This window comes from Gordonia namibiensis NBRC 108229, assembly GCF_000298235.1.
Classification (GTDB): domain Bacteria; phylum Actinomycetota; class Actinomycetes; order Mycobacteriales; family Mycobacteriaceae; genus Gordonia; species Gordonia namibiensis.
The window spans coordinates 30,614-50,689 of the sequence record NZ_BAHE01000059.1; the positions used below are offsets into that span (position 1 = coordinate 30,614).

Genomic DNA, 20,076 nt, shown 5'->3' on the forward strand with positions numbered 1-20,076 from the left:
GAGGTGGGGCGGTACGAAGAGATCCCCGAACCGCCCCACCTCGCAGGCGTCATCGCTTGAGCGGCAACCTCATCAGGTAGACCTGATAGCCGATCGAGATCGAGTAGGTGAAGTACAGGGTGCTGCCCTTCGACCACGGGTGGATGTACGGCGCGTAACCGGTGTAGGGGTCCGCCGACGGTGCCACCAGCTCGCCGGAAGTCCAAGGACCCCAAGGCTTGTCGGCGGTACGAAGCGTCACGCCGATGTCCTGGCTGGCCAGCGAGATGTACTTGCCGAGGTAGTCGTTCCAGGCGACCGACATCTCGCCGGTCGGCGCACCCATCACCGGGGTGGCCGCGCCGGGGTTGTTGCGGACCCAGCGGCCGTAGGAGAAATAGTCCCACTTGCCGAGGTTCTCGATGTCCTTCTCGTCGACCCGGGCGAGATAGACGCTGCCCCAGCGGCCATCGGGGGTGCCGTAGTAGTAGACGGTCTTGCCGACCTTGAGGAAGGCGCCCATCTGGAACTTTTTGTTGCCGCCGCCGTTCGGGCGGAAGGCGTTGAGGGCGCGCCAGTTCTCCCCGTTGTCGTCGGAGACGACCAGGCCCGACCAGTTGGTCGTCCAGATGCCCGGCGAATCCCACCGTTTGACCGACATGACGGTCATGTACTGCTTGCCGTTGGCGGCGACACCCGCGGTCGGGATGATGGTGACCTCTTTGCGCACATTCGGCTTCAGCAGGCGCTTGGCGTGGCCGGGGCGGCCGGCGTGCGAGGTGAACGTCATGCCGTCGGCCAGGTTGCGGTCGGTGCTGCGCAGCAGAACGTTGGACCGCCAGTAGTACAGCTGGCCGTAGAGCAGTGACCAGCCGTTGAACGACTGGGTGTCGCCGAAGGCGGTGAGGATCTCGCCTCGGCCGTTGTCCCATATGACGCCCAGGTCGGTGCCGACGATGTTGTAGCGGCCGATGGTGTCGTTCATGGCGAACGGGCCCGTGAGGCGGTTGACGATGCTCGCCGGACCCGCGACGTTGCCGGCCTGCGCCGGTGAGGCCAGCGTCGACGTCAGGGCGAACGCGAGGGTCGAGACGACGAGACCCAGGAGAAGCCGATGAAGGCGTCGTGTCATGGGCGTGACCTTATCAAGACCTGAGAGCCCGGTGGGAGGTATTTCACCTGGCTAAATACGGTCTTTTCAGGCTTCGCGATACCGCTCGGAGGTGTCCACCGTGGTGAAGTCGATCTGGGCGGCAGCGTTGTTGACCGCCGTGACGAGCGCCGTCCCGAACATGCCGTCGGCGTCGTAGAGGCCGGCGTTGCTCACCGAGACCCCGTCGTCCTCGATGTGGACGTCCGCCTCGACGCCGACGCGTTCCCCGTGCGGCAGACGGCTCAGCGCGACGGTGAGATCGCAATTGATGAAACCGATGCCGGTATCACCCCAGTTCGAGACCAGGCTCGCCGACTCGGCGCTGACCACCGCGCGCTGAAATGGTGTCGGCTCCTCGCCCGGCACGATCGGGGCCGCACGGGTCCAGATCCGCTTGCGGTGACCGTTCTGGTGCCCGGACATGTCGCGCTGCCACTCACCGAGCCCACCGTCCGGTGCATCGGAGGCGAATCGCGGTGCGAGGTCGTCGCCGGTGGTCGCCGGCGGATGAAAGGTGACCGCCTCCGGCGGCCGATGCCACCGCTCGCCCGGAGGGTTGGTCGACGTTCGCAGGAACACTGTCGTCCCGCGCGCGACGACCACCTCGTCGGCGCCATCCGGATGCTGGACGATCTCCACATCGACGACGCGGATGCGCCCGCCGGAACGGACGAGTCGCGTGCGGGTAGAGGTGAGAACGTCACGGGCGGCCTTGAACAGATCGATCGTGCACCGAGCGGGCAGGAACTCTTCCGTGCCGAATTCCACCTCGACCGCCCGGGCGGCGAGTGCGCACACCGCCGGACCGTTGAGGGTTCCGGGAGCCCAGAGACTCGCTGCGAATGTGGTCGGGCGGTACCGGATCTCGCCGGACGGCTCGTCGGCCCTCTCGAAGAACGCGATGGAGGTCATTCGATACTTACTACCCGTACGAGTATCAGTTTGTGCCACAGGCCCTCAAGGACAGCGTGTTACGGCCCTCCGGGCGATAACCTTCGACCATGACATTCGCGACGGCGTACACGAAGCATTTCCCTGATGAACTGATCGGCGCCGTCCGGACGGCCCTGATCCTCACCTCGATCGTCGGCATCGTGCTCGGCATCGTCGCCATCCTCTGGCCCGGCCCGACCATCGTCGTGGTCGCGATCCTGTTCGCGATCTCGCTGATCATCGCCGGTATCTTCCGCATCTACCAGGCGTTCGCGGCGTCGTTCCTGAGTACGGGAACCCGTGTGCTGCTCGGCATCGTGGGTGCGATCGTGTTGATCGCCGGTGTCATCGCGGTCTTCAGTCCCGGTGATGCGCTGTGGCTGCTCGCCGTGTTCATCGGCATCGGCTGGATCTTCCAGGGCGTCGCCGACCTCTACGGCGCGGTCACCAAGTCCGGCCACAGCCCGACCTGGTTCCTGATCCTTTCCGGCGTCATCTCCGTGATCGCCGGCATCGTGATGATCATCCTGCCGGTCTTCTCGCTCCAGGTCCTGACCTGGGTCGGCGGCATCATGCTGGTCGCACTGTCGATCGCCACTCTGCTGACGCTGCCGAAGAAGGTCGAGGCCCCGGCCGAGCCTGCGGTCTGATCCACACGGCCTGCCGAGGAGCGATAGCGACGAGCCACGAAGCCCCTGGTGAGGTAGGGTCGCCAGCCCTTCGTGGCTCGCTTCGCTCGCACCTCAGGGAGCGGGGGCCGTGGGCGCGCACCTCGGGGAGCGGGGCCGTGCGCGCGCACCTCGGGGATCGGGGGTTGCGTGCGCGTTCCCTGATGGACCGAACTAATCAGCCGCCGGCCAGGGGGCGATGGGATTGCCCTGCCAGCGGGTGTGGGCGGGCACGACGTCGCCGCGCATGACCAGCGAAGCCGGTCCGACGGTTGCCGATTCGCCGAGCCCCGACGCCGGAAGGGCGACGCAGTGCGGGCCGAGCGTCGCACCGGCATCGAGGGTGACGCGGTCGATGGCCATCACGCGGTCGTGGAACAGATGTGTTTGGACGACGCAGCCGCGCTGGACGGTCGCACCGTCGCCGAGGCTGACCAGATCGGCCTCGGGTAGCCAGTAGGTCTCACACCAGACGCCACGTCCGATCCGGGCGCCGAGCAGCCGCAGCCACAGGTTGAGAATCGGTGTCCCGGTGGCGGCGTTGGCGAACCACGGTGCGGCCACGGTCTCGACGAAGGCGTCGGACAGTTCGTTGCGCCAGACGAAGGAGCTCCACAGCGGGTGCTCGCCGACGGTGATGCGGCCGACGACAAGCCATTTCGCGGCGGCTGCGGTGCCACAGGCTACAGCGCCGATCCCGAGCAGCAGCAGCCCGCTGACCAGCGCGGCGACGCCGTAGTGCACGTGGACGGCCACAGACTGCAGCGCGATCAGCATGCCGACGCCGAGCCCGAAGGACACCATCACCGGGACGAGGCGCAGGGTCTCGATGACCGAACGCGCAACCTTCAGCTTCGTCGGCGGATCGAAGGTGCGTGAGGTGTCGGTCTCGGCGGCGGTGCGGCGCAGGCGAACCGGGGGACTGCCCAGCCAGCTCGACCCCGACTTCGCTCGGTTCGGCGTCGCCGACAGGACTGCCACCAGGCCGTTCTTGGGCACCTTGCGGCCCGGGCCGGTCATCCCCGAGTTGCCGAGGAACGAGCGCTTGCCGATCTTCGCCTCGTCGATGTGTAGCCAACCACCGCCGAGTTCATACGACGCGACCATCGTGTCGTCTGCCAGGAAGGCGCCGTCGCCGATGATGGTGAACCGCGGCAGCACCAGTGCCGTCGAGATCTCGGTGCCCTTGCCCACCTTGGCGCCCAGCACGCGGAACCAGGTCGGCGTGAGCAGGCTCGCGTAGAGCGGGAACAGGTAGGTGCGGGCGGCGTCGAGGAGGCGTTCGGTCAGCCACACCTGCCAGCCGACTCGCGACCGCACCGGGTGGTAGCCGGTGCTCAGGCCCAGGGATGCCAGTCGCACCAGTCCGGCGGTGATCGCGGCGAAGACGGCGAGGCTGGTGAGGGTCGCCGCCGGCAGGAGGATCACGGCGCGGATCGCGACGTCGCGCAACCGAGCTGCCGACAGGGCCCACAGGCCGATGACGGCGAGGCCCGCCGCCAGCGAGATCAGCGGGATCGCGGCCAGCACCAGCGACGACAGTCCGTAGATCGGTACCCAGGCCCGCGCGCGCGGCGGCCGGTGGTCGGGCCACGGGTGCGCGGCCTTGCCGATCTTGATCGCGGGTGAGCCGGCCCAGTGCTGACGCGCCTTCACCCGGCCGAACACCGCCGAGCCGGGTGCGACGACGGCGTCGCGTCCGACGACCGCCCCCGGCATGAGTGTCGACCGCGCACCGATCGACGCCCCGCGCTTGATCGCGATCTCACCGATGTGGACGACGTCGCCGTCGATCCACCAGCCGGCGAGGTCGACCTCCGGCTCCACCGACGCGCCCTCACCGACCGTCAGCAGTCCGGTGACCGGCGGGATCGTGTGCAGGTCGACGTCGCGGCCGATCCGGGCCCCGAGCGCCCGGGCGAGGTAGATCATCCACGGCGCACCGGACAGGTTCGCCGCGCCGCTCGCATCGAGGAGCCGTTCGGCCACCCACAGACGCATGTGCACGCCGCCGCCGCGCGGGTGGTCACCCGGCGTGACGCCCGAGAGGAGCAGGCGGGAACCCAACGCGGCGATACACATCCGGCCGGGCGGGGTGATGAAGACCAGGAAGGCCACGAGCAGGACCCACCAGTTCACCTCGACCAGCCACGGGACCGAACGATCCAACCGGTCGGCCACGACGACCCCCAGGTTGTTCAGCACACCGAGCCAGGTCGCCCACTGCAGACCGGTCAGGGTCGTCAGCGGAACGGTCAGTGCGAGCTGGGCGAGACCCGTCGCACGTGGCGTGGGTGCGACATCGCGTTCGACGATGCTGGTCGCCGGGCGGCGCGCGTCGAGCATCTCCGCCATCGACCCGAGCCGGGGATGGTCGTAGAGGTCGGCGACCGAGATGTCCGGGTGGCGTCCGCGGATCGCCGTCACCAGCTGTGCGGCCGCGAGCGAACCACCGCCCTCCGCGAAGAAGTCCACGTCGGGGTGGGTGATCTGGATGCCGAGCACATCGGTCCACAGCTGGGCCAGCCACAGCTCGGTCTCGCCGAGTTCGACGTCGTCATCCACTGGTCTGCTGCTGCCCGGCAGAGGCCAGGGCAGCGCATCACGATCAACCTTTCCCGAAGTGCGCGTAGGCAGTTCGTCGACGAGGGCGAGGGTGGGGACCATCGCGGCGGGCAGGTGACGGGTGAGTTCGGCGTGTGCTGCCGAGACGTCGAAGTCGGGGTCGGCGGAGACGAGATAACCGACGAGCAGGCTGTTGCCCGCCGCGGACTTGCGCACCGCGGCAGCAGCTCCGCTCACACCGGGCAGATTCTGCAGGGCGTTGTCGATCTCACCGAGTTCGATGCGCCGCCCGCCGACCTTCACCTGGTCGTCGGCGCGACCCATGAAGATCAGTCCCGCGGGATCGAGCCGTACGAGATCGCCGCTGCGGTAAGCGCGTTCCCAGCCCAGCGTGGGCATCGGCGCATACTTCTCGGCGTCCTTGGCCGGGTCGAGGTAGCGGGCCAGCCCGACGCCGCCGATGACCAGCTCGCCGACCTCGCCCTCGGTGACGGGGTTGCCGTCGGTGTCGACGACCGCGAGATCCCAACCGCGCAGAGGTAATCCGATGCGTACCGAGCCAGGGTCGCCGAGGAGGGCGGCGCACGCGACGACCGTTGCCTCGGTGGGGCCGTAGGTGTTCCAGACCTCGCGACCGGGCACGGCCAGGCGGTCGGCGAGCTCGGGTGGGCAGGCCTCGCCGCCGAAGATCAACAGCCGCACCGCTTCCAGGGCCTCCGGCGGCCACAGCGAGGCCAGGGTCGGCACGGTCGAGACGACGGTGATGTCGCGGGCCACCAGCCACGGGCCCAGGTCCATCCCGCTGCGCACCAGCGATCGGGGTGCCGGGACGAGGCAGGCGCCGTTGCGCCAGGCGAGCCACATCTCCTCGCACGAGGCGTCGAAGGCCACCGAGAGGCCGGCCAGGACACGGTCACCGGGCCCGATCGGCTCGTCGGGGAGGAACATGTGTGCCTCGGCGTCGACGAAGGCCGCCGCATTCCGGTGGGTGACCGCCACGCCCTTCGGCGTTCCCGTGGAGCCCGAGGTGAAGATGATCCACGCGTCGTCGTCGGGGGTCGGCCGTGCCGGAGCGCTGGCGGTCCCGGCGGCGGGTTTCGCCGGGCGAGGGCCGTCTGCGTCGACGATGGCATCGACACCGGCCTCCCCGAACACGAGTTCGGCGCGCTCGTCGGGGTCGTCGGCGTCGACGGGGACGTAGGCGGCGCCGGCGTAGAGGGTGGCCAGGATGGCGACGTAGAGGTCACGCGAGCCGGAGGGCATCCGGATGCCGACGCGGCTTCCGTGGCCGACGCCGACCTCGGCGAAACGGGCGACGGTGCGTCGGATCAGGGCCAGCAGCTGGCCGTAGGTGAGGGTGACGTCGCCGTCGTCGATCGCGGGAGCATCGGGGTGTGCCCGGGCGGTCGCGGTGAGGACGTCGCACAGGGTCCGCGGATCGTCTGCCTGCGCGGACAACAGGAACTGCGGAGGGATCTGCACCTGCGTCACGGCCACCGTCTTGTCACGGGTTCGAGAATATAGCGACCCGGGTGGCCCGCAGACCGCGGCTGGATGAATGTTTTGCTCGGCGTTTACCGGTTATACGGGGGGTGCCGGGGTGTAGCTTCGGCTGAGACCAGGAGGAATCCCATGCCCATCGTTCACCACCGGCGGCCGAGCCTCCTGTCGTATCCCATCTGGTTCGGCTCCCGTGTGTTCCTGAAGCCGCTGCTCACCCTGTGGCCGATCAACACGGCGGGCATGGCCGGGCTGTTCCTCATCGACCGTGTCGTCGCCGTGGGCCCCAAGCCCCGCGGCGTGGTGCGCGAGCAGCTGACACTCGCCGGGCGTTCCACCGAACTGGCCATTCCGGCCGGCCCCTCGCGCCGCGACAGCGACACGGCGATGCTGTACCTCCACGGTGGGGCCTTCGTGGTGTGCGGTCTGGGTACACACCGTTCCATCGCCGCGCGACTGGCCAAGGCCTGTGAGGTCCCGGTCTTCTCGCTCGAATACCGGCAGTTGCCGCAGGCCGGTGTAGGCGCGTCGGTGGCCGACGCCGTCGACGCCTATGCCGAACTCATCAACGACCGCCACTACCGGCGGGTCATCGTCGCCGGTGACTCGGCGGGCGGATTCCTGGCGGCGAAGGTCGTCGAGGCCGCCGTCGAACGCGGACTCCCCGCTCCGGCCGCACTCATCGGCTTCTCCCCGCTGCTCGACGTCGACCTGGGTACCAACCCGGACCGGTCCAGCAAGTCCGACGCCTACCTCCCGAAGTCGAAGATGGCCAAGCTGGCACCCCAGTTCGATCGCGGTCCTGTACCGCTGACCGGGGTGCGCCGCATCGCCGACCTCGACCCGACCGAGTTCCCTCCGACGGTCATGGTCACCGCCGAGGGCGAGATGCTGGAACCGGACGTCATCGGCCTGATCGAGACCCTCGACGAGGCCGGCATCGAGGCCCTCGCCCACAGCTACGCTTGGCAGGTACACGCGTTCCCGGTGCTGACCTCACATCACCCGGAGACCGTTCACGCGATCCAGGTGACCGCGGCATTTGCGAAGCAGGCGATACGAGAGGGCAAGAGCGCTGACGACCGAGAGGACCAACGGGCCGGCTGACGGAGCAGGCGCCGGACCCGGCAAGCGTGCGGCGTCGCCCGCCGCACCTGCCGCCCCACCCGGCGCGGTCGACGCACGTTTCACCCTCGCCGCCGAGCGCACACTGCTCGCGTGGGTGCGCACCGCCCTCGGGTTCATGGCCGCCGGGATGGCGATCGTCTACCTGGCCCCCGACATCGACAATCCGGTCCTCGAACTGGTCCTGGGGCTCGTCCTCGTCGCCCTGGGGTGCTCCCTCGCGGTGATCGGTGCCTGGCGCTGGCGTCGCACGATGCGTGTGTTGCAACGCGGCGGGCAGATGCCGGGCCCGGCCCAGATCCTCTTCGTCGTCACTGCGATAGTGGTGGTGGCCATACTGATCGCGGTCGTCGTCGTAGTTCAGACGTGATCGAGTCCAGACCCGATCGCCAGCAACCGTTCTATCCAGGAGTTCCCGTGAGTACCGGCCCCGACTTCGCCCGCGGCGCGCAGACCGTGTCGACGACGATGACCATGATCGGCGCGACCATCCTCATCGTGTGCCTGGGCTGGCTGACCGTCGACTGGTGGCGCGACGGACGCTGGTTCTGGGTGGCTGTCGGCATCGCCATCATCGTGGTCAACATCGTGCTGATCGCGATGCAGTTCCGTCGCCGCCGAATGGAGCGCGCCAAGGACACCAAGCGTCCGCGTCGTCCGCTGATCGACAACTTCGACGATCTCGAAGACGAGCAGTAGCCCCCGATCCCTGAGGGACGCCACTCACCGCTCCCTGAGGTGCGAGTGGACGCCACCTCCCGCTCCCTGAGGTGTGGGCGAACGCCACCCCCCGCTCCCTGAGGTGCGGCGAACGCCACCCCCCGCTCCCTGAGGTGCGAGCGAAGCGAGCCACGAAGGGCTGGCAACGTCATCTCGCCAGGCCTTCGTGGCTCGTCGCTTGCGCTCCTCACACCTCAGGCAGCGGTGGTCGGGTCGCTGGTCTCGATCGGGCGGCGGTGGTCGGGTCGCTGGTCTCGATCGAGCAGCGGTGGTTGCGTCGCTGCGCGGTCATGCCGTGAGCGGGTCGTCCTCGTCCCCGTCGTCGGCGAACTGAGTGCGGTAGAGCTCGGCGTAGCGACCGTTGCGCGCGAGGAGCGTCGGATGATCACCGCGTTCGACGACGCGACCCGCTTCGAGCACCACGATCTGGTCGGCGGCGCGGATCGTCGAGAGCCGGTGGGCGATGACGATCGAGGTGCGGCCCTCGAGGGCCTCGCCCAATGCTTCCTGAACCGCCGCCTCCGAGGTCGAATCCAAGTGCGCGGTCGCCTCGTCGAGGATCACCACCGACGGCTGTGCGAGCAGTAGGCGGGCGATGGTCATTCGCTGCCGCTCACCGCCGGAGAGTCGGTAACCGCGTTCGCCGACGATGGTGTCGAGGCCGTCGGGCAACGACTGGACCAGTTCCTCGAGGCGTGCTCGACGCAGCGCCTCCCAGATCTCCTCGTCGGAGGTGTCGGGCCGTGCGAGAACGAGATTGGCTCGGATGGTGTCGTGGAAGAGATGTCCGTCCTGCGTGACCAGTCCGACGGTGCGATGCACGGACGCGATCTGCAGGTCCCGGATGTCGACGCCGGCGAGCTGGACCGAGCCCTCATCGACGTCGTAGAGCCGAGTTGCGAGACTGGCGATGGTCGACTTGCCGGCACCCGAACTACCGACCAGGGCCACCATGCTGCCCGCCGGGACGTCGAGATCCACATGGTGCAGAACCGTCTGCCCGGCCCGGTTGTCTAGCTGCGCAACCTCTTCCAGTGACGCCAGCGAGACCTTGTCGGCCGACGGGTAGGCGAAGGACACGTCATCGAAGCGGACCGACACCGGCATCGGCCGACCGCTCTCGGTACCGGGCACCGGGCGGGCATCCGGGGCGTCGACGATCAGCGGGGTCAGGTCGAGGACCTCGAAGACGCGCTCGAAACTGACCAGCGCGCTCATGATCTCGACGCGGGCGTTCGCCAAGGCGGTGAGCGGCGCGTACATCCGGGTCAGCAGCAGTGCGAGGGACACGACCGCGCCCGCCGACAGATGTTCGTGCACCGCAAACCATCCGCCGAGGCCGTAGACCAGTGCGAGGGCGAGTGCCGACACGAGGGTCAGCGCCGTGAAGAAGTAGGCCTGCAGCATGGCGCGCCGGACGCCGATGTCGCGCACGCGATCCGCGCGATCGGCGAACTCGCGGGATTCCAGGTCGGGCCGTCCGAACAGTTTCACCAGGGTGGCGCCGGGTGCGGAGAACCGCTCGGTCATCTGGGTCGACATGCGGGCGTTGTGCTCGGCCGCCTCCCGCGACAGGGCGGCCATCCGGCCTCCCATCCGACGTGCCGGGATCACGAACACCGGGAGCAACACCAGGGCGAGAATCGTGATCTGCCAACTGATGTAGATCATCACGCCGAGTGTCAGGGTGAGCGTCACGAAGTTGGACACCACACCGGACAAGGTGTCGCTGAAGGCTCGCTGCGCACCGATCACGTCGTTGTTGAGCCGGCTCACCAGAGCACCGGTCCGGGTCCGGGTGAAGAAGGCGACCGGCATGCGCTGGACATGGTCGAAGACCGCGCGCCGCAGATCGAGGATGAGACCTTCACCGATGTTCGACGACAACCAACGGACACCGATGCCTGCTGCGGCCTCGGCGACCGCGATCAGTGCGATCGCCACCGCCAGCCCGACGATCATCGACTCGGCGCCGTTGTCGGTGATGAGGTTGACGACGCGTCCGGCGAGGAGCGGGGTCACCACGGTCAGGACTGCGGTGAACACCGACAGCACCAGGAACAGTGCGATCCGGCGTCGGTGGGGGCTCGCGAACCCGCCGATCCGCCGCAGCGTCGCGCGCCGATCTCCCCGTAACCGCTTACCGTCCGGCGAGGTCGACGACTTGTACATCATGTCCCAGGCGACCGACTCCATACTCATGTCGCCCAGGGTAGAACTTAAAGTTCACTTGAGGTCCAATCGTGCGGCGGGATGCCCGAATCGGACGGGAAGGTCAGCGCTCTCGTCGATGCTCTAGTTTGGTTACTGAGGTCACAGCGGCGATCACGATCAGCGGATCGACCGGGGAAAGGTCGGCACGGCCGACGGTTAGGGGCGAGGCTCATGGCAGAACTCAAACTCGGTTTCAAGGCGTCGGCGGAGCAGTTCGATCCGCGCGAGCTGGTGGAGATCGCGGTCGCAGCCGAAGAGCACGGGCTGGACTCCGTCGCGGTGAGCGACCACTTCCAGCCGTGGCGGCACAACGGCGGCCACGCGCCCTTCTCGCTCGCGTGGATGGCGGCCGTCGGGGAGCGCACCAAGCGCGTCCAGATCGGCACGTCGGTCATGACCCCGACCTTCCGCTACAACCCGGCCGTCATCGCCCAGGCCTTCGCGTCGATGGGCTGCATGTACCCGGGCCGCATCATGCTCGGCGTCGGCACCGGCGAGGCCCTCAATGAGTACGCCACCGGATTCCAGGGCGAGTGGCCCGAGTTCAAGGAGCGCTTCGCCCGCCTGCGCGAGTCGATCAAGCTCATGCGCGAACTGTGGACCGGCGAAGAGGTCAACTTCGACGGCGAGTACTACCACACGCAGGGCGCCTACATGTATGACGTTCCGGAACAACCGATCCCGGTGTACGTCGCCGCCGGTGGGCCGGTCGTCGCACGCTATGCGGGTCGCTCCGGCGACGGCTTCATCTGCACCTCGGGCAAGGGTGCCGAGCTCTACACCGAGAAGCTGCTGCCTGCGGTCAAGGAAGGTGCGGAGAAGGCCGAACGCGACTTCGACGCCATCGACAAGATGATCGAGATCAAGATCTCCTACGATCCGGATCCCGAACTGGCGCTGGAGAACACGCGTTTCTGGGCGCCGCTGTCCCTGACCCCCGAGCAGAAGCACAGCGTCAACAGCTCCACCGAGATGGAACGTCTCGCCGACGAGTTGCCGATCGAGCAGGTCGCCAAGCGCTGGATCGTCGCCTCTGATCCCGACGAGGCCGTCGAGAAGGTCAAGTTCTACACCGACGCCGGACTCAACCACCTCGTCTTCCACGCTCCGGGTCACGATCAGCGTCGCTTCCTGGAGAACTTCCAGCGCGACCTCGAACCACGCCTGCGCAAGCTCGGCTAGTCGGATTTCGTAGCGATAGTGGGCGCCATAACCCCATTATCGCTACGAGATCGGTTGCAGGACCGCGGCGTCGAGGAGTTCCAACACCCGCTGGACCGGCGGTAGGTCGTGTGCGCTCTGGCGCACACGCACCCGGATCGCACGGGTTGGCGTGGGGTCGACGATGGGGATCGCCACCACGCCCGCGGGCAGGTCGGTCAGAGCGAGCTGCGGTACCACCGTGAGGCCGACGCCGGCGGCGACGAAGCGGATCGCCGTCGGGTAGTCCTGTGTCTCGATGCTGAAGTCGGGGACGAAGCCGACGGATGTGCACGCGCTGAGGAGTGCTTGACGGCACGGGCCGCGCGCGACGTCGTTGTCGACCCAGGGCACCTGGGACAGCTCCCGCAGAGTCACCGAGTCGTACTCCGTCCACGCCGAATCAGTCGGAACCACAGCGTGATACGGGTCTGAGGTCAGCGGCCGACTGAAGAAGCCGGCGGGGTCCGGAACGGGTCGCTCGGTGTCCTCGACGTAGATCTCCACATCCGGCGAGGCCGTGGCCGCCGAGACGAGCTCGATGAGTCGCAGATCGAGGCGCAGACCGGGGAACTCCCGCGAGATCGTGGCCACGATCGGCGGAATCCAGGCGGCCCCCGCGGAAGCGAAGTAGTTCATGCGCAACTGCCCGAGCCGCCCGTCGCGTAGTTCCGAGATCAGCCCGTCCACCCGGGACAGTTCCTCGAACACCCCCTCGGATTCGGCAGCGAGGATGGTGCCGGCCTCGGTGGGCACGATGCCGCGTCCATCACGTTCCACCAGGGTCAATCCGGTCTCGCGCTGAAGGGCGGCGATGTGCTGGCTCACCGCCGACGGCGTGTATCCCAGGGCGTTGGCCGCCCCGCCGATGGAACGCTCGCCGATGACCGAGCGCAGAACACGAAGCCGGTGGATGTCGACCATGAGATTGACGATACAGCCGGACTTAACAAACCGGTAGAAACTTTCACTTGTCCTGAAGTGGTTCATGCCGGACTCTGATTGACATGACCTCGCGCCCCTCGTCCCCGGCCCCTCTCGGTGTCCCGCTCCCGGCGTTGGCTGCCCTCATCACCGTGGTGCTGTGGGCGTCGGCGTTCGTGGGCATCCGGGCGCTGGGCGACTCCTTCTCACCGGGGGCGATGGCGTTCCTGCGATTGCTCGCGGCGGTCCTCCCGCTCACGGTCATCATGCTGGTGGTGCGTTTGCGGCGACGCAGCACCGCCGACGACCGTCCACTGACCCCCTGGCTTCCACGTGGACGCGCCTTGATGTTGGTCATCGCATACGGCGTCGCCTGGTTCGCCGGCTACACCATCCTGCTGAACTGGGCCGAACAGCATCTCGACGCCGGGACGGCGGCGCTCCTGGTGAACCTGGCCCCGATCCTCGTCGCCGTCGCTGCTGGTCTCTTCTTCGGCGAGGGGTTCCCGCGGCATCTGGTGATCGGCATGACGATCGCGTTCGCCGGCGTCGTGCTGATCGCCACGGGAGGTTCCGCCACCGCCGACGCACATGCCGACTGGCTCGGGGTGCTCCTCGGGATCGCTGCCGCGGTGCTCTACGCCTCGGGCGTCCTCATCCAGAAGTCCGCGCTCCGTTCCGTCGACGCGTTGACCGCGACCTGGCTCGGTGCGGTCGCGGGTCTCGTCGCAACGCTCCCGTTCGCGCCGGCTGCCGTCGCCGAACTCGCGCACGCCGATGCCTCCGCGATCGCCGCGGTGATCTACCTCGGGGTCGGGCCCACCGCGATCGCGTTCTCGACGTGGGCGTATGCGCTCGCCCGCACCGATGCCGGCGCCATGGCCGCGACCACCCTCGTGGTCCCGGCGATCGTCATCCTGATGTCCTGGGCTCTGCTGGACGAACTGCCGACCGGCGTCGGGATCGTCGGCGGCGTGATGTGCATCGGTGGTGTCGCGATCGCCCGTCAGTTGCTGCCGCGCAGCCGCCGGGGCGGCCGTGTCGACGGCCCTCGTCCGCACCCGGTGAACGACGAGGCGCTCGGTTCGGACCTCGAGTCGGAACCCCGTGTCGCCGGCAGAAGCGGGAGTTCCACGTAGCGCCACCGATGCAAAGTGGCGATTCTTCTTCGACAACGGCGACCAGGACGGTCACGCCCCATCCCGATTCGATAAGTTCTCCGCATGGATCGTGACCGCATGGTGGACGTCGGAGTGGGACTCGTCTCCCGCTTCGGTGCCAAGACGTTGAGTCTGACGTCCGTGGCGCGTCACGCAGGTGTCGCCCGGGCCACCGCCTACCGCATGTTCGGTGGACGGAATGCGCTGGTCGCGGCAATCGTCGACCGTGAGGTCTCCCTGCTGCGCGTGAAGCTACGGGAGTGGTCGGCCTCCGCACCCGATGCCGCGGGCAAAGTTCGGGCACAGGTCGTGAACGTGCTGCCCTACATCCGTGAGCACGAGGCGCTGCAGTACGTGCTGCGGAAGGAGCCCGAGGAGATCGTGCGGGCGCTGGTCGCGACGAGCGACTCGTCGGGTCCCACCCTCATCCACCAGATCGTCGACCAGACGCTGCCCGATCTCGATCCGCAGATCCGGGATCAGCTGGTCCCGGACCCGCGCGGGGCCGCGGAGTTCCTGGTGCGGACGATCTACTCGCTGATGCTCATCCCGGACAGTTCGCTCACCGACGAGCAGATCGCCGACCTCGTCGTACGGGCGGTCGTCAAGAACGAGGAGTGATCGCACGATGACCGGGCAACAGGAGTCCACCGCGGACGAGACCGCGATCCCGGTCGTCGAGATGCGCCGGCCGCGCTGGGGCGACCCGGCCCGCGTCACGGAGCTACCCGCCGCCGCGGCCGCGCTGGCCGGTGACGCCGCCGAGGACCGGGGCGTCGCTCCGGAGGCGGTCACCCCGCCCGCGCCGACCCTGCCGTCCGCGGTGCGCGCCGACCTCGAGGCCCTCGTCGGCGCCCAACACGTCGTCGGCTCCGACGACGCACGCATCCAGCACACCCGGGGCTATTCGACGCCCGACCTGCTGCGGCTGCGCAACGGCGATGCCTCCGACGCCCCGGACGTGGTGATCTATCCCGTCGATCACGACGAGGTCGTGCGAATCCTGCAGATCTGTGCCGAGGCTAAGGTCGCGGTCGTGCCGTTCACCGGCGGGACCTCGGTCGTGGGCGGTCTCACCCCCGATCGTGCCGGGTTCGACGGCGTGGTCAGCCTCGACCTCCGTCGGCTCGACCGTCTCGTCGAGATCGACGAGATCTCCCGCATCGCCACCCTCCAGGCCGGCCTTCGGGGGAGTGCCGCCGAATCGCTTCTGCGCGAGCAGGGCTGGACGCTCGGCCACTTCCCGCAGTCCTACGAGGGTGCTGGGATCGGTGGCTACGCGGCGACCCGGTCGGCGGGTCAGTCGTCGGCGGGTTTCGGCCGCTTCGACGAGATGGTCGAGGGAATTGTGCTCGCAACTCCCCGCGGCACCATCGAGGTCGGATCGGCACCCCGGTCCGCGGCCGGCCCCGACCTCCGCCAGCTGATCCTCGGCTCCGAAGGCGCCTTCGGCGTCATCACCAGCGTTCGCGTGCGTGTCCGTCCCGCCCCGAAGACCCGGATCTTCGACGGCTGGCGGTTCGCCTCCTTCGCCGACGGTGCGACCGCGCTGCGACGCCTCGCCCAGGACGGCCCGCTGCCCACGGTCATCCGCCTGTCCGACGAGGTCGAGACCGCGATCAATCTCGCCGATCCTGCTCAGCTCGGCGGCGATTCGACGGGCTGCCTCGTGGTCACGGGGTATGAGGGCGAGGAGCGCGAGGTGCTCCGACGCCGCGACGCCGCATCGGAGGTGCTCGTCGACGCCGGTGGCACGGCGCTCGGAGCGGGACCCGGAGAATCTTGGCGCACAGGACGTTTCGCGGGCCCCTACCTGCGCGATCCACTCCTCGACGCCGGTGTGCTGGTCGAGACGCTGGAGACGGTCACCTACTGGTCGAAGCTGCACGAGCTGCGCGCCTCGGTCACCGCCGCGATCACCGACACGTTGACCGGCGCCGGAAGCGGAGCGAGCGGGCCGAATGTCACCGCGTCGGGCACACCGCCGCTGGTCATGTGCCACGTCAGCCACGTCTACTCTTCTGGTGCCTCGCTGTACTTCACCGTGGTCGCACCGTTCGGCGCCGACCCGATCGCGGAGTGGGCGGCGGCGAAAACCGCGGCGAACGACGCGATCCGGGCCGCCGGCGCGAGCATCACTCATCATCACGCCATCGGCCGCGACCATCGCGACGCCTACCACGACGAGATCGGCCCGCTGGCGCTCGAGGCCTTGCGTGCGGTGAAGGCAGCCGTCGATCCCGACGGCATCTGCAATCCCGGCATCCTGATCTGAATCCCGGGGCGCCACTATGCTGGGGCGCATGGCCACCGACGCTGCCGTTACCGACCCCGCCGCTGGAGATCGAACCACCGGGGACGGAGGTGGTGCGGATGAGTCGACGACCAGCATCTATCTCGCGTCAGCCGAAGGGGAGACCGGGAAATCGGTGGTGGCGCTGGGGCTGTTGGCGCTGCTCGCGGCGACCGGCGGCCGGGTCGGCGTCTTCCGCCCGATCATCCGTGCCAACGGCGACGCGCGGGACCCGCTGCTCGACCTCCTGATCGACTACGACTCGGTGGACGTGCCCTACGAGGACTGCCTGGGCGTGACCTACGAGCAGGTCCACGAGGATCCTGACGCCGCCATCGGTGAGATCGTCGCCCGATTCCATGCGCTGGCAACGCACTGCGACCGCGTCGTGATCGTCGGTTCGGACTACACCGACGTCGGAACCCCGTCGGAGCTGAGCTTCAACGCACGCATCGCCGCCAATCTGTCGGCCCCGATGGTGATCGCGCTGAAGGCCAACGACCGGTCTCCCGACGAGATCGCCGATCTCGCCGCGGGGTTGGTGTCCGAGGTCGGCGCCGCCCACGCCACCCCGATCGCGATCGTGGCGAACCGCTGCGATCCGGACCGACTCGACGAGATCCGGACGACGCTGCGCCGCATCGGGGTGCCGAGTCTGTGCCTCCCCGAGGAGCCGATCCTGTTCGCTCCCACCATGGCCGAATTGAAGGAGGCGCTCGGCGCCACCATGTACAGCGGCGACGAGGAGCTCCTCGACCACGAGGCGTTGCGGGTGATGGTGGGCGGCATGACCGTCGAACACATCCTGGAACGTCTCACCGACGGCACGGTCGTGATCACCCCCGCCGACCGCTCCGACGTCCTCCTGGCACTCGTGAATGCCAATACGGCGCACGGCTTCCCGCGACTGTCGGGCATCATCCTCAATGGCGGGCTCAAACCACACCCGATGATTGAGGCCCTCGTGAGCGGGCTCAAGCCGACGCTGCCGATCATCAGCTGCCCGCACGGCACCTACGACACCGCGCGGACCGCGGCCCACACCCGTGGCCGACTCAACGCCGGATCGGCTCGCAAGATCGAGGCGGCGCTGTCGCTGATGGAGACCTACGTCGATCCCGAGGTAGTCATGCGCAACCTCAATGTCGACGTCCCGTCGGTCGTCACTCCGCAGATGTTCGAGTACCGCCTCATCTCCCGGGCACGGGCGCAGCGCAAGCACATAGTGCTCCCCGAGGGCGGCGACGATCGCATCCTGCGGGCGGCGAGCAGACTCCTCCGCCGCGGCGTCGCCGATCTGACACTGCTCGGCGACCCGGATGCCGTGCAGGCGAGGGCGATCGAACTCGGCCTGGACCTCGCAGAGGCCACCGTCATCGACCCGGCCACTTCGGAGTATCTGGACGAGTTCGCCCGGATCTACACCGATCTGCGCAAGCACAAGGGCATGGATCTCGAACGCGCACAGGAGAAGATGCTCGACGTCTCCTACTTCGGCACCATGATGGTGCACACCGGGCGCGCCGACGGGATGGTGTCGGGTGCGGCCCACACGACCGCCCACACCATCCGGCCGGCCTTCGAGATCATCAAGACCAAGCCGGGGGTCTCCACGGTGTCGAGTGTGTTCTTCATGTGCCTGGCCGACACGGTTCTCGCCTATGGTGATTGCGCGATCGTGCCCGACCCCACCGACGAACAACTCGCCGACATCGCCATCTCGTCGGCCGAGACGTCGGCGGCCTTCGGCATCGAGCCGCGAGTGGCGATGCTGTCGTACTCCACCGGCACCTCCGGCTCGGGAGCGGACGTCGAAAAGGTCAAGACCGCAACCGGCCTCGTCCGGCAGCGCGCGCCCGAGCTCCTCGTCGAGGGGCCCATCCAGTACGACGCGGCGGTCGAACCGTCGGTCGCGGCTACCAAGATGCCCGACTCCTCGGTCGCCGGCCGGGCCACCGTCCTGATCTTCCCCGACCTCAACACCGGCAACAACACCTACAAGGCGGTGCAGCGCAGCGCCGGTGCCGTCGCGATCGGGCCGGTCCTGCAGGGCCTCAACAAGCCGATCAACGACCTCAGCCGGGGCGCACTGGTGTCCGACATCGTCAACACGGTGGCCATCACCGCGATCCAGGCGCAGCAGGTCGACACTGACACGGCCACCGTCGGAGACGCGCGGTGAGCGCCGACACCGCCGGGGCGGTCCTCGTCTTCAACGCTGGCTCCTCGTCGCTGAAATATCAACTGGTACAGCCCGATACCGGAGTGGTGATCGCGGACGGGATCGCCGAACGCATCGGCGACGCCGGGTCGTCGATGACCCATGAGCAGAACGGGGAGACGGTCACCGAGTCGGTGCCGCTGCCCGACCATCTGACGGCGGTCCGGCGAGCCGAACAGTTCTTCGCCGACAACGGCACCGACCTCGTACACGCCGGACTCGCGGCCGTCGGGCACCGTGTGGTGCACGGCGGCCGGTCGTTCTACGAGCCGACCCTCGTCGACGACTGGGTCATCTCGGAGATCAAGCGGATCTCTACCCTTGCGCCGCTGCACAATCCGGCGAATCTGGTGGGCATCGAAGCGGCCCGGACCCTGCTCCCCGACGTGCCGTCGGTCGCGGTGTTCGACACGGCCTTTTTCCACGGGCTGCCGGCCGCGGCTGCGATCTACGCCATCGACCGCGAGGTGGCGGCCGAACACGCCATCCGGCGATACGGATTCCACGGCACCAGCCACGAGTACGTGTCGGGCCGCGTCGCGGAGTTCCTCGGCAAGGACCCCGCCGACCTCGACCAGATCGTGCTGCATCTCGGCAACGGAGCGTCGGCGTCGGCCATCTCGGGCGGACAACCCGTCGACACCAGCATGGGAATGACCCCGCTGGAGGGGTTGGTGATGGGAACCCGCAGCGGCGACATCGACCCCGGCCTGGTGCTGCACCTCAACCGCGTGGCCAAGCTGTCCGTGGACGAGATCGACACCTTGCTGAACCAGAAGTCGGGGCTGCGAGGTCTATGCGGCGAGAACGACTTCCGTTCCATCACCGAACTGGTCGACGCCGGAGACGAGGACGCCCGCCGCGCCTACGACGTCTACATCCACCGGTTGCGGCACTACCTCGGCGCGTACACCTTCGGCCTCGACAAGCTCGACGCGATCACCTTCACCGCGGGCGTCGGCGAGAACTCGGCGCGTGTCCGGGCGGACGCGCTCGAAGGGCTGGAACGATTCGGGATCGTCCTCGACCCCGACCGCAACGCCGCAGCCGACCGGTCGGCGCGTCGGATCTCCGCCGACGACAGCGCCGTCGACGTGCTGGTGGTCCCGACCAACGAGGAACTCGCCATCGCCCGGCAGTCGGCTGCGCTCGTGGCGGAGAGTTCGTCGGCCGAGTAGTTGGTTTCGATACGGCTCGCCGCAAGCTCCTCGCCTACTCAACCAGCGATGGCTCCGTCGGCCGAGTAGTTGGTTTCGATACGGCTCGTCGCAAGCTCTTCGCCTACTCAACCAGCGATGGCTCCGTTGGCCGAGTAGTTGGTTTCGATACGGCTCGTCGCAAGCTCTTCGCCTACTCAACCAGCGATGCCTCCGTTGGCCGAGTGGTTGGTTTCGATACGGCTCGTCGCAAGCTCCTCGCCT

The 20,076-nt window shown here is 68.2% G+C and carries 15 protein-coding genes; 10 read left to right on the top strand and 5 right to left on the bottom strand.

Going from position 1 to position 20,076, the window contains the following annotated elements; translation table 11 throughout:
- Window positions 1-49: 49 nt before the first annotated feature.
- Complete coding sequence (locus GONAM_RS21340) at window positions 50-1,111, bottom strand: glycoside hydrolase family 183 protein (RefSeq protein WP_006868831.1); 1,062 nt, start codon at window positions 1,109-1,111, stop codon at window positions 50-52.
- 66 nt (window positions 1,112-1,177) lie between these two features.
- The gene (locus GONAM_RS21345; RefSeq protein WP_006868832.1) at window positions 1,178-2,044 is read right to left on the bottom strand and encodes an acyl-CoA thioesterase domain-containing protein; all 867 of its coding nucleotides are present in this window, start codon (window positions 2,042-2,044) and stop codon (window positions 1,178-1,180) included.
- 89 nt (window positions 2,045-2,133) lie between these two features.
- On the opposite strand from GONAM_RS21345, the gene GONAM_RS21350 reads away from it, so the two are divergent.
- A complete protein-coding gene (locus tag GONAM_RS21350; protein WP_006868833.1) occupies window positions 2,134-2,715 on the top strand; it encodes an HdeD family acid-resistance protein in 582 nt (193 codons plus the stop codon).
- Between the two features lie 192 nt (window positions 2,716-2,907).
- On the opposite strand, the gene GONAM_RS21355 is transcribed toward GONAM_RS21350, so the two are convergent.
- Complete coding sequence (locus GONAM_RS21355; RefSeq protein WP_006868834.1) at window positions 2,908-6,789, bottom strand: Pls/PosA family non-ribosomal peptide synthetase; 3,882 nt, start codon at window positions 6,787-6,789, stop codon at window positions 2,908-2,910.
- A gap of 141 nt (window positions 6,790-6,930) precedes the next feature.
- Between GONAM_RS21355 and GONAM_RS21360 the strand changes: the two genes are divergently transcribed.
- From GONAM_RS21360 to GONAM_RS21370, 3 genes are read left to right on the top strand one after another with little or no spacing between them, the layout of a single operon-like run.
- Complete coding sequence (locus GONAM_RS21360) at window positions 6,931-7,905, top strand: alpha/beta hydrolase (protein ID WP_006868835.1); 975 nt, start codon at window positions 6,931-6,933, stop codon at window positions 7,903-7,905.
- The gene (locus GONAM_RS23055) at window positions 7,841-8,293 is read left to right on the top strand and encodes a YidH family protein (protein WP_006868836.1); all 453 of its coding nucleotides are present in this window, start codon (window positions 7,841-7,843) and stop codon (window positions 8,291-8,293) included. Before GONAM_RS21360 ends, GONAM_RS23055 begins: the two co-directional genes overlap by 65 nt.
- A gap of 47 nt (window positions 8,294-8,340) precedes the next feature.
- Window positions 8,341-8,622, top strand: coding sequence for a hypothetical protein (locus tag GONAM_RS21370; protein WP_006868837.1), 282 nt, complete (start codon window positions 8,341-8,343; stop codon window positions 8,620-8,622).
- Between the two features lie 309 nt (window positions 8,623-8,931).
- Here the strand turns inward: GONAM_RS21370 and GONAM_RS21375 are convergent, their stop codons facing one another.
- Window positions 8,932-10,845, bottom strand: a complete 1,914-nt coding sequence (locus GONAM_RS21375; protein WP_040537161.1) for an ABC transporter ATP-binding protein — start codon at window positions 10,843-10,845, stop codon at window positions 8,932-8,934.
- Window positions 10,846-11,028: 183 nt separating this feature from the next.
- On the opposite strand from GONAM_RS21375, the gene fgd reads away from it, so the two are divergent.
- Window positions 11,029-12,039 carry a glucose-6-phosphate dehydrogenase (coenzyme-F420) gene (gene fgd / locus GONAM_RS21380; RefSeq protein ID WP_006868839.1) on the top strand — a complete coding sequence of 337 codons (1,011 nt, stop codon included), beginning with the start codon at window positions 11,029-11,031 and terminating at the stop codon, window positions 12,037-12,039.
- 42 nt (window positions 12,040-12,081) lie between these two features.
- Here fgd and GONAM_RS21385 read toward each other — a convergent pair whose 3' ends face one another.
- Window positions 12,082-12,981 (bottom strand): LysR family transcriptional regulator, encoded by a 900-nt coding sequence (locus GONAM_RS21385; RefSeq protein ID WP_051992638.1) that lies wholly within the window; start codon window positions 12,979-12,981, stop codon window positions 12,082-12,084.
- Between the two features lie 83 nt (window positions 12,982-13,064).
- Here GONAM_RS21385 and GONAM_RS21390 point away from each other — a divergent pair, with 83 nt between their 5' ends.
- From GONAM_RS21390 to GONAM_RS21410, 5 genes are all read left to right on the top strand, one after another.
- Window positions 13,065-14,120 carry a DMT family transporter gene (locus GONAM_RS21390; protein WP_006868841.1) on the top strand — a complete coding sequence of 352 codons (1,056 nt, stop codon included), beginning with the start codon at window positions 13,065-13,067 and terminating at the stop codon, window positions 14,118-14,120.
- An 84-nt stretch (window positions 14,121-14,204) separates the two neighbouring features.
- The gene (locus GONAM_RS21395) at window positions 14,205-14,762 is read left to right on the top strand and encodes a TetR/AcrR family transcriptional regulator (RefSeq protein ID WP_006868842.1); all 558 of its coding nucleotides are present in this window, start codon (window positions 14,205-14,207) and stop codon (window positions 14,760-14,762) included.
- Window positions 14,763-14,769: 7 nt separating this feature from the next.
- Complete coding sequence (locus GONAM_RS21400; protein WP_006868843.1) at window positions 14,770-16,416, top strand: FAD-binding oxidoreductase; 1,647 nt, start codon at window positions 14,770-14,772, stop codon at window positions 16,414-16,416.
- 16 nt (window positions 16,417-16,432) lie between these two features.
- Window positions 16,433-18,616: a phosphate acetyltransferase gene (gene pta / locus GONAM_RS21405; protein ID WP_006868844.1), complete on the top strand. Its 2,184-nt coding sequence runs from the start codon at window positions 16,433-16,435 to the stop codon at window positions 18,614-18,616.
- Window positions 18,613-19,833 (top strand): acetate kinase, encoded by a 1,221-nt coding sequence (locus GONAM_RS21410; RefSeq protein ID WP_006868845.1) that lies wholly within the window; start codon window positions 18,613-18,615, stop codon window positions 19,831-19,833. Before pta ends, GONAM_RS21410 begins: the two co-directional genes overlap by 4 nt.
- Window positions 19,834-20,076: the final 243 nt, after the last annotated feature.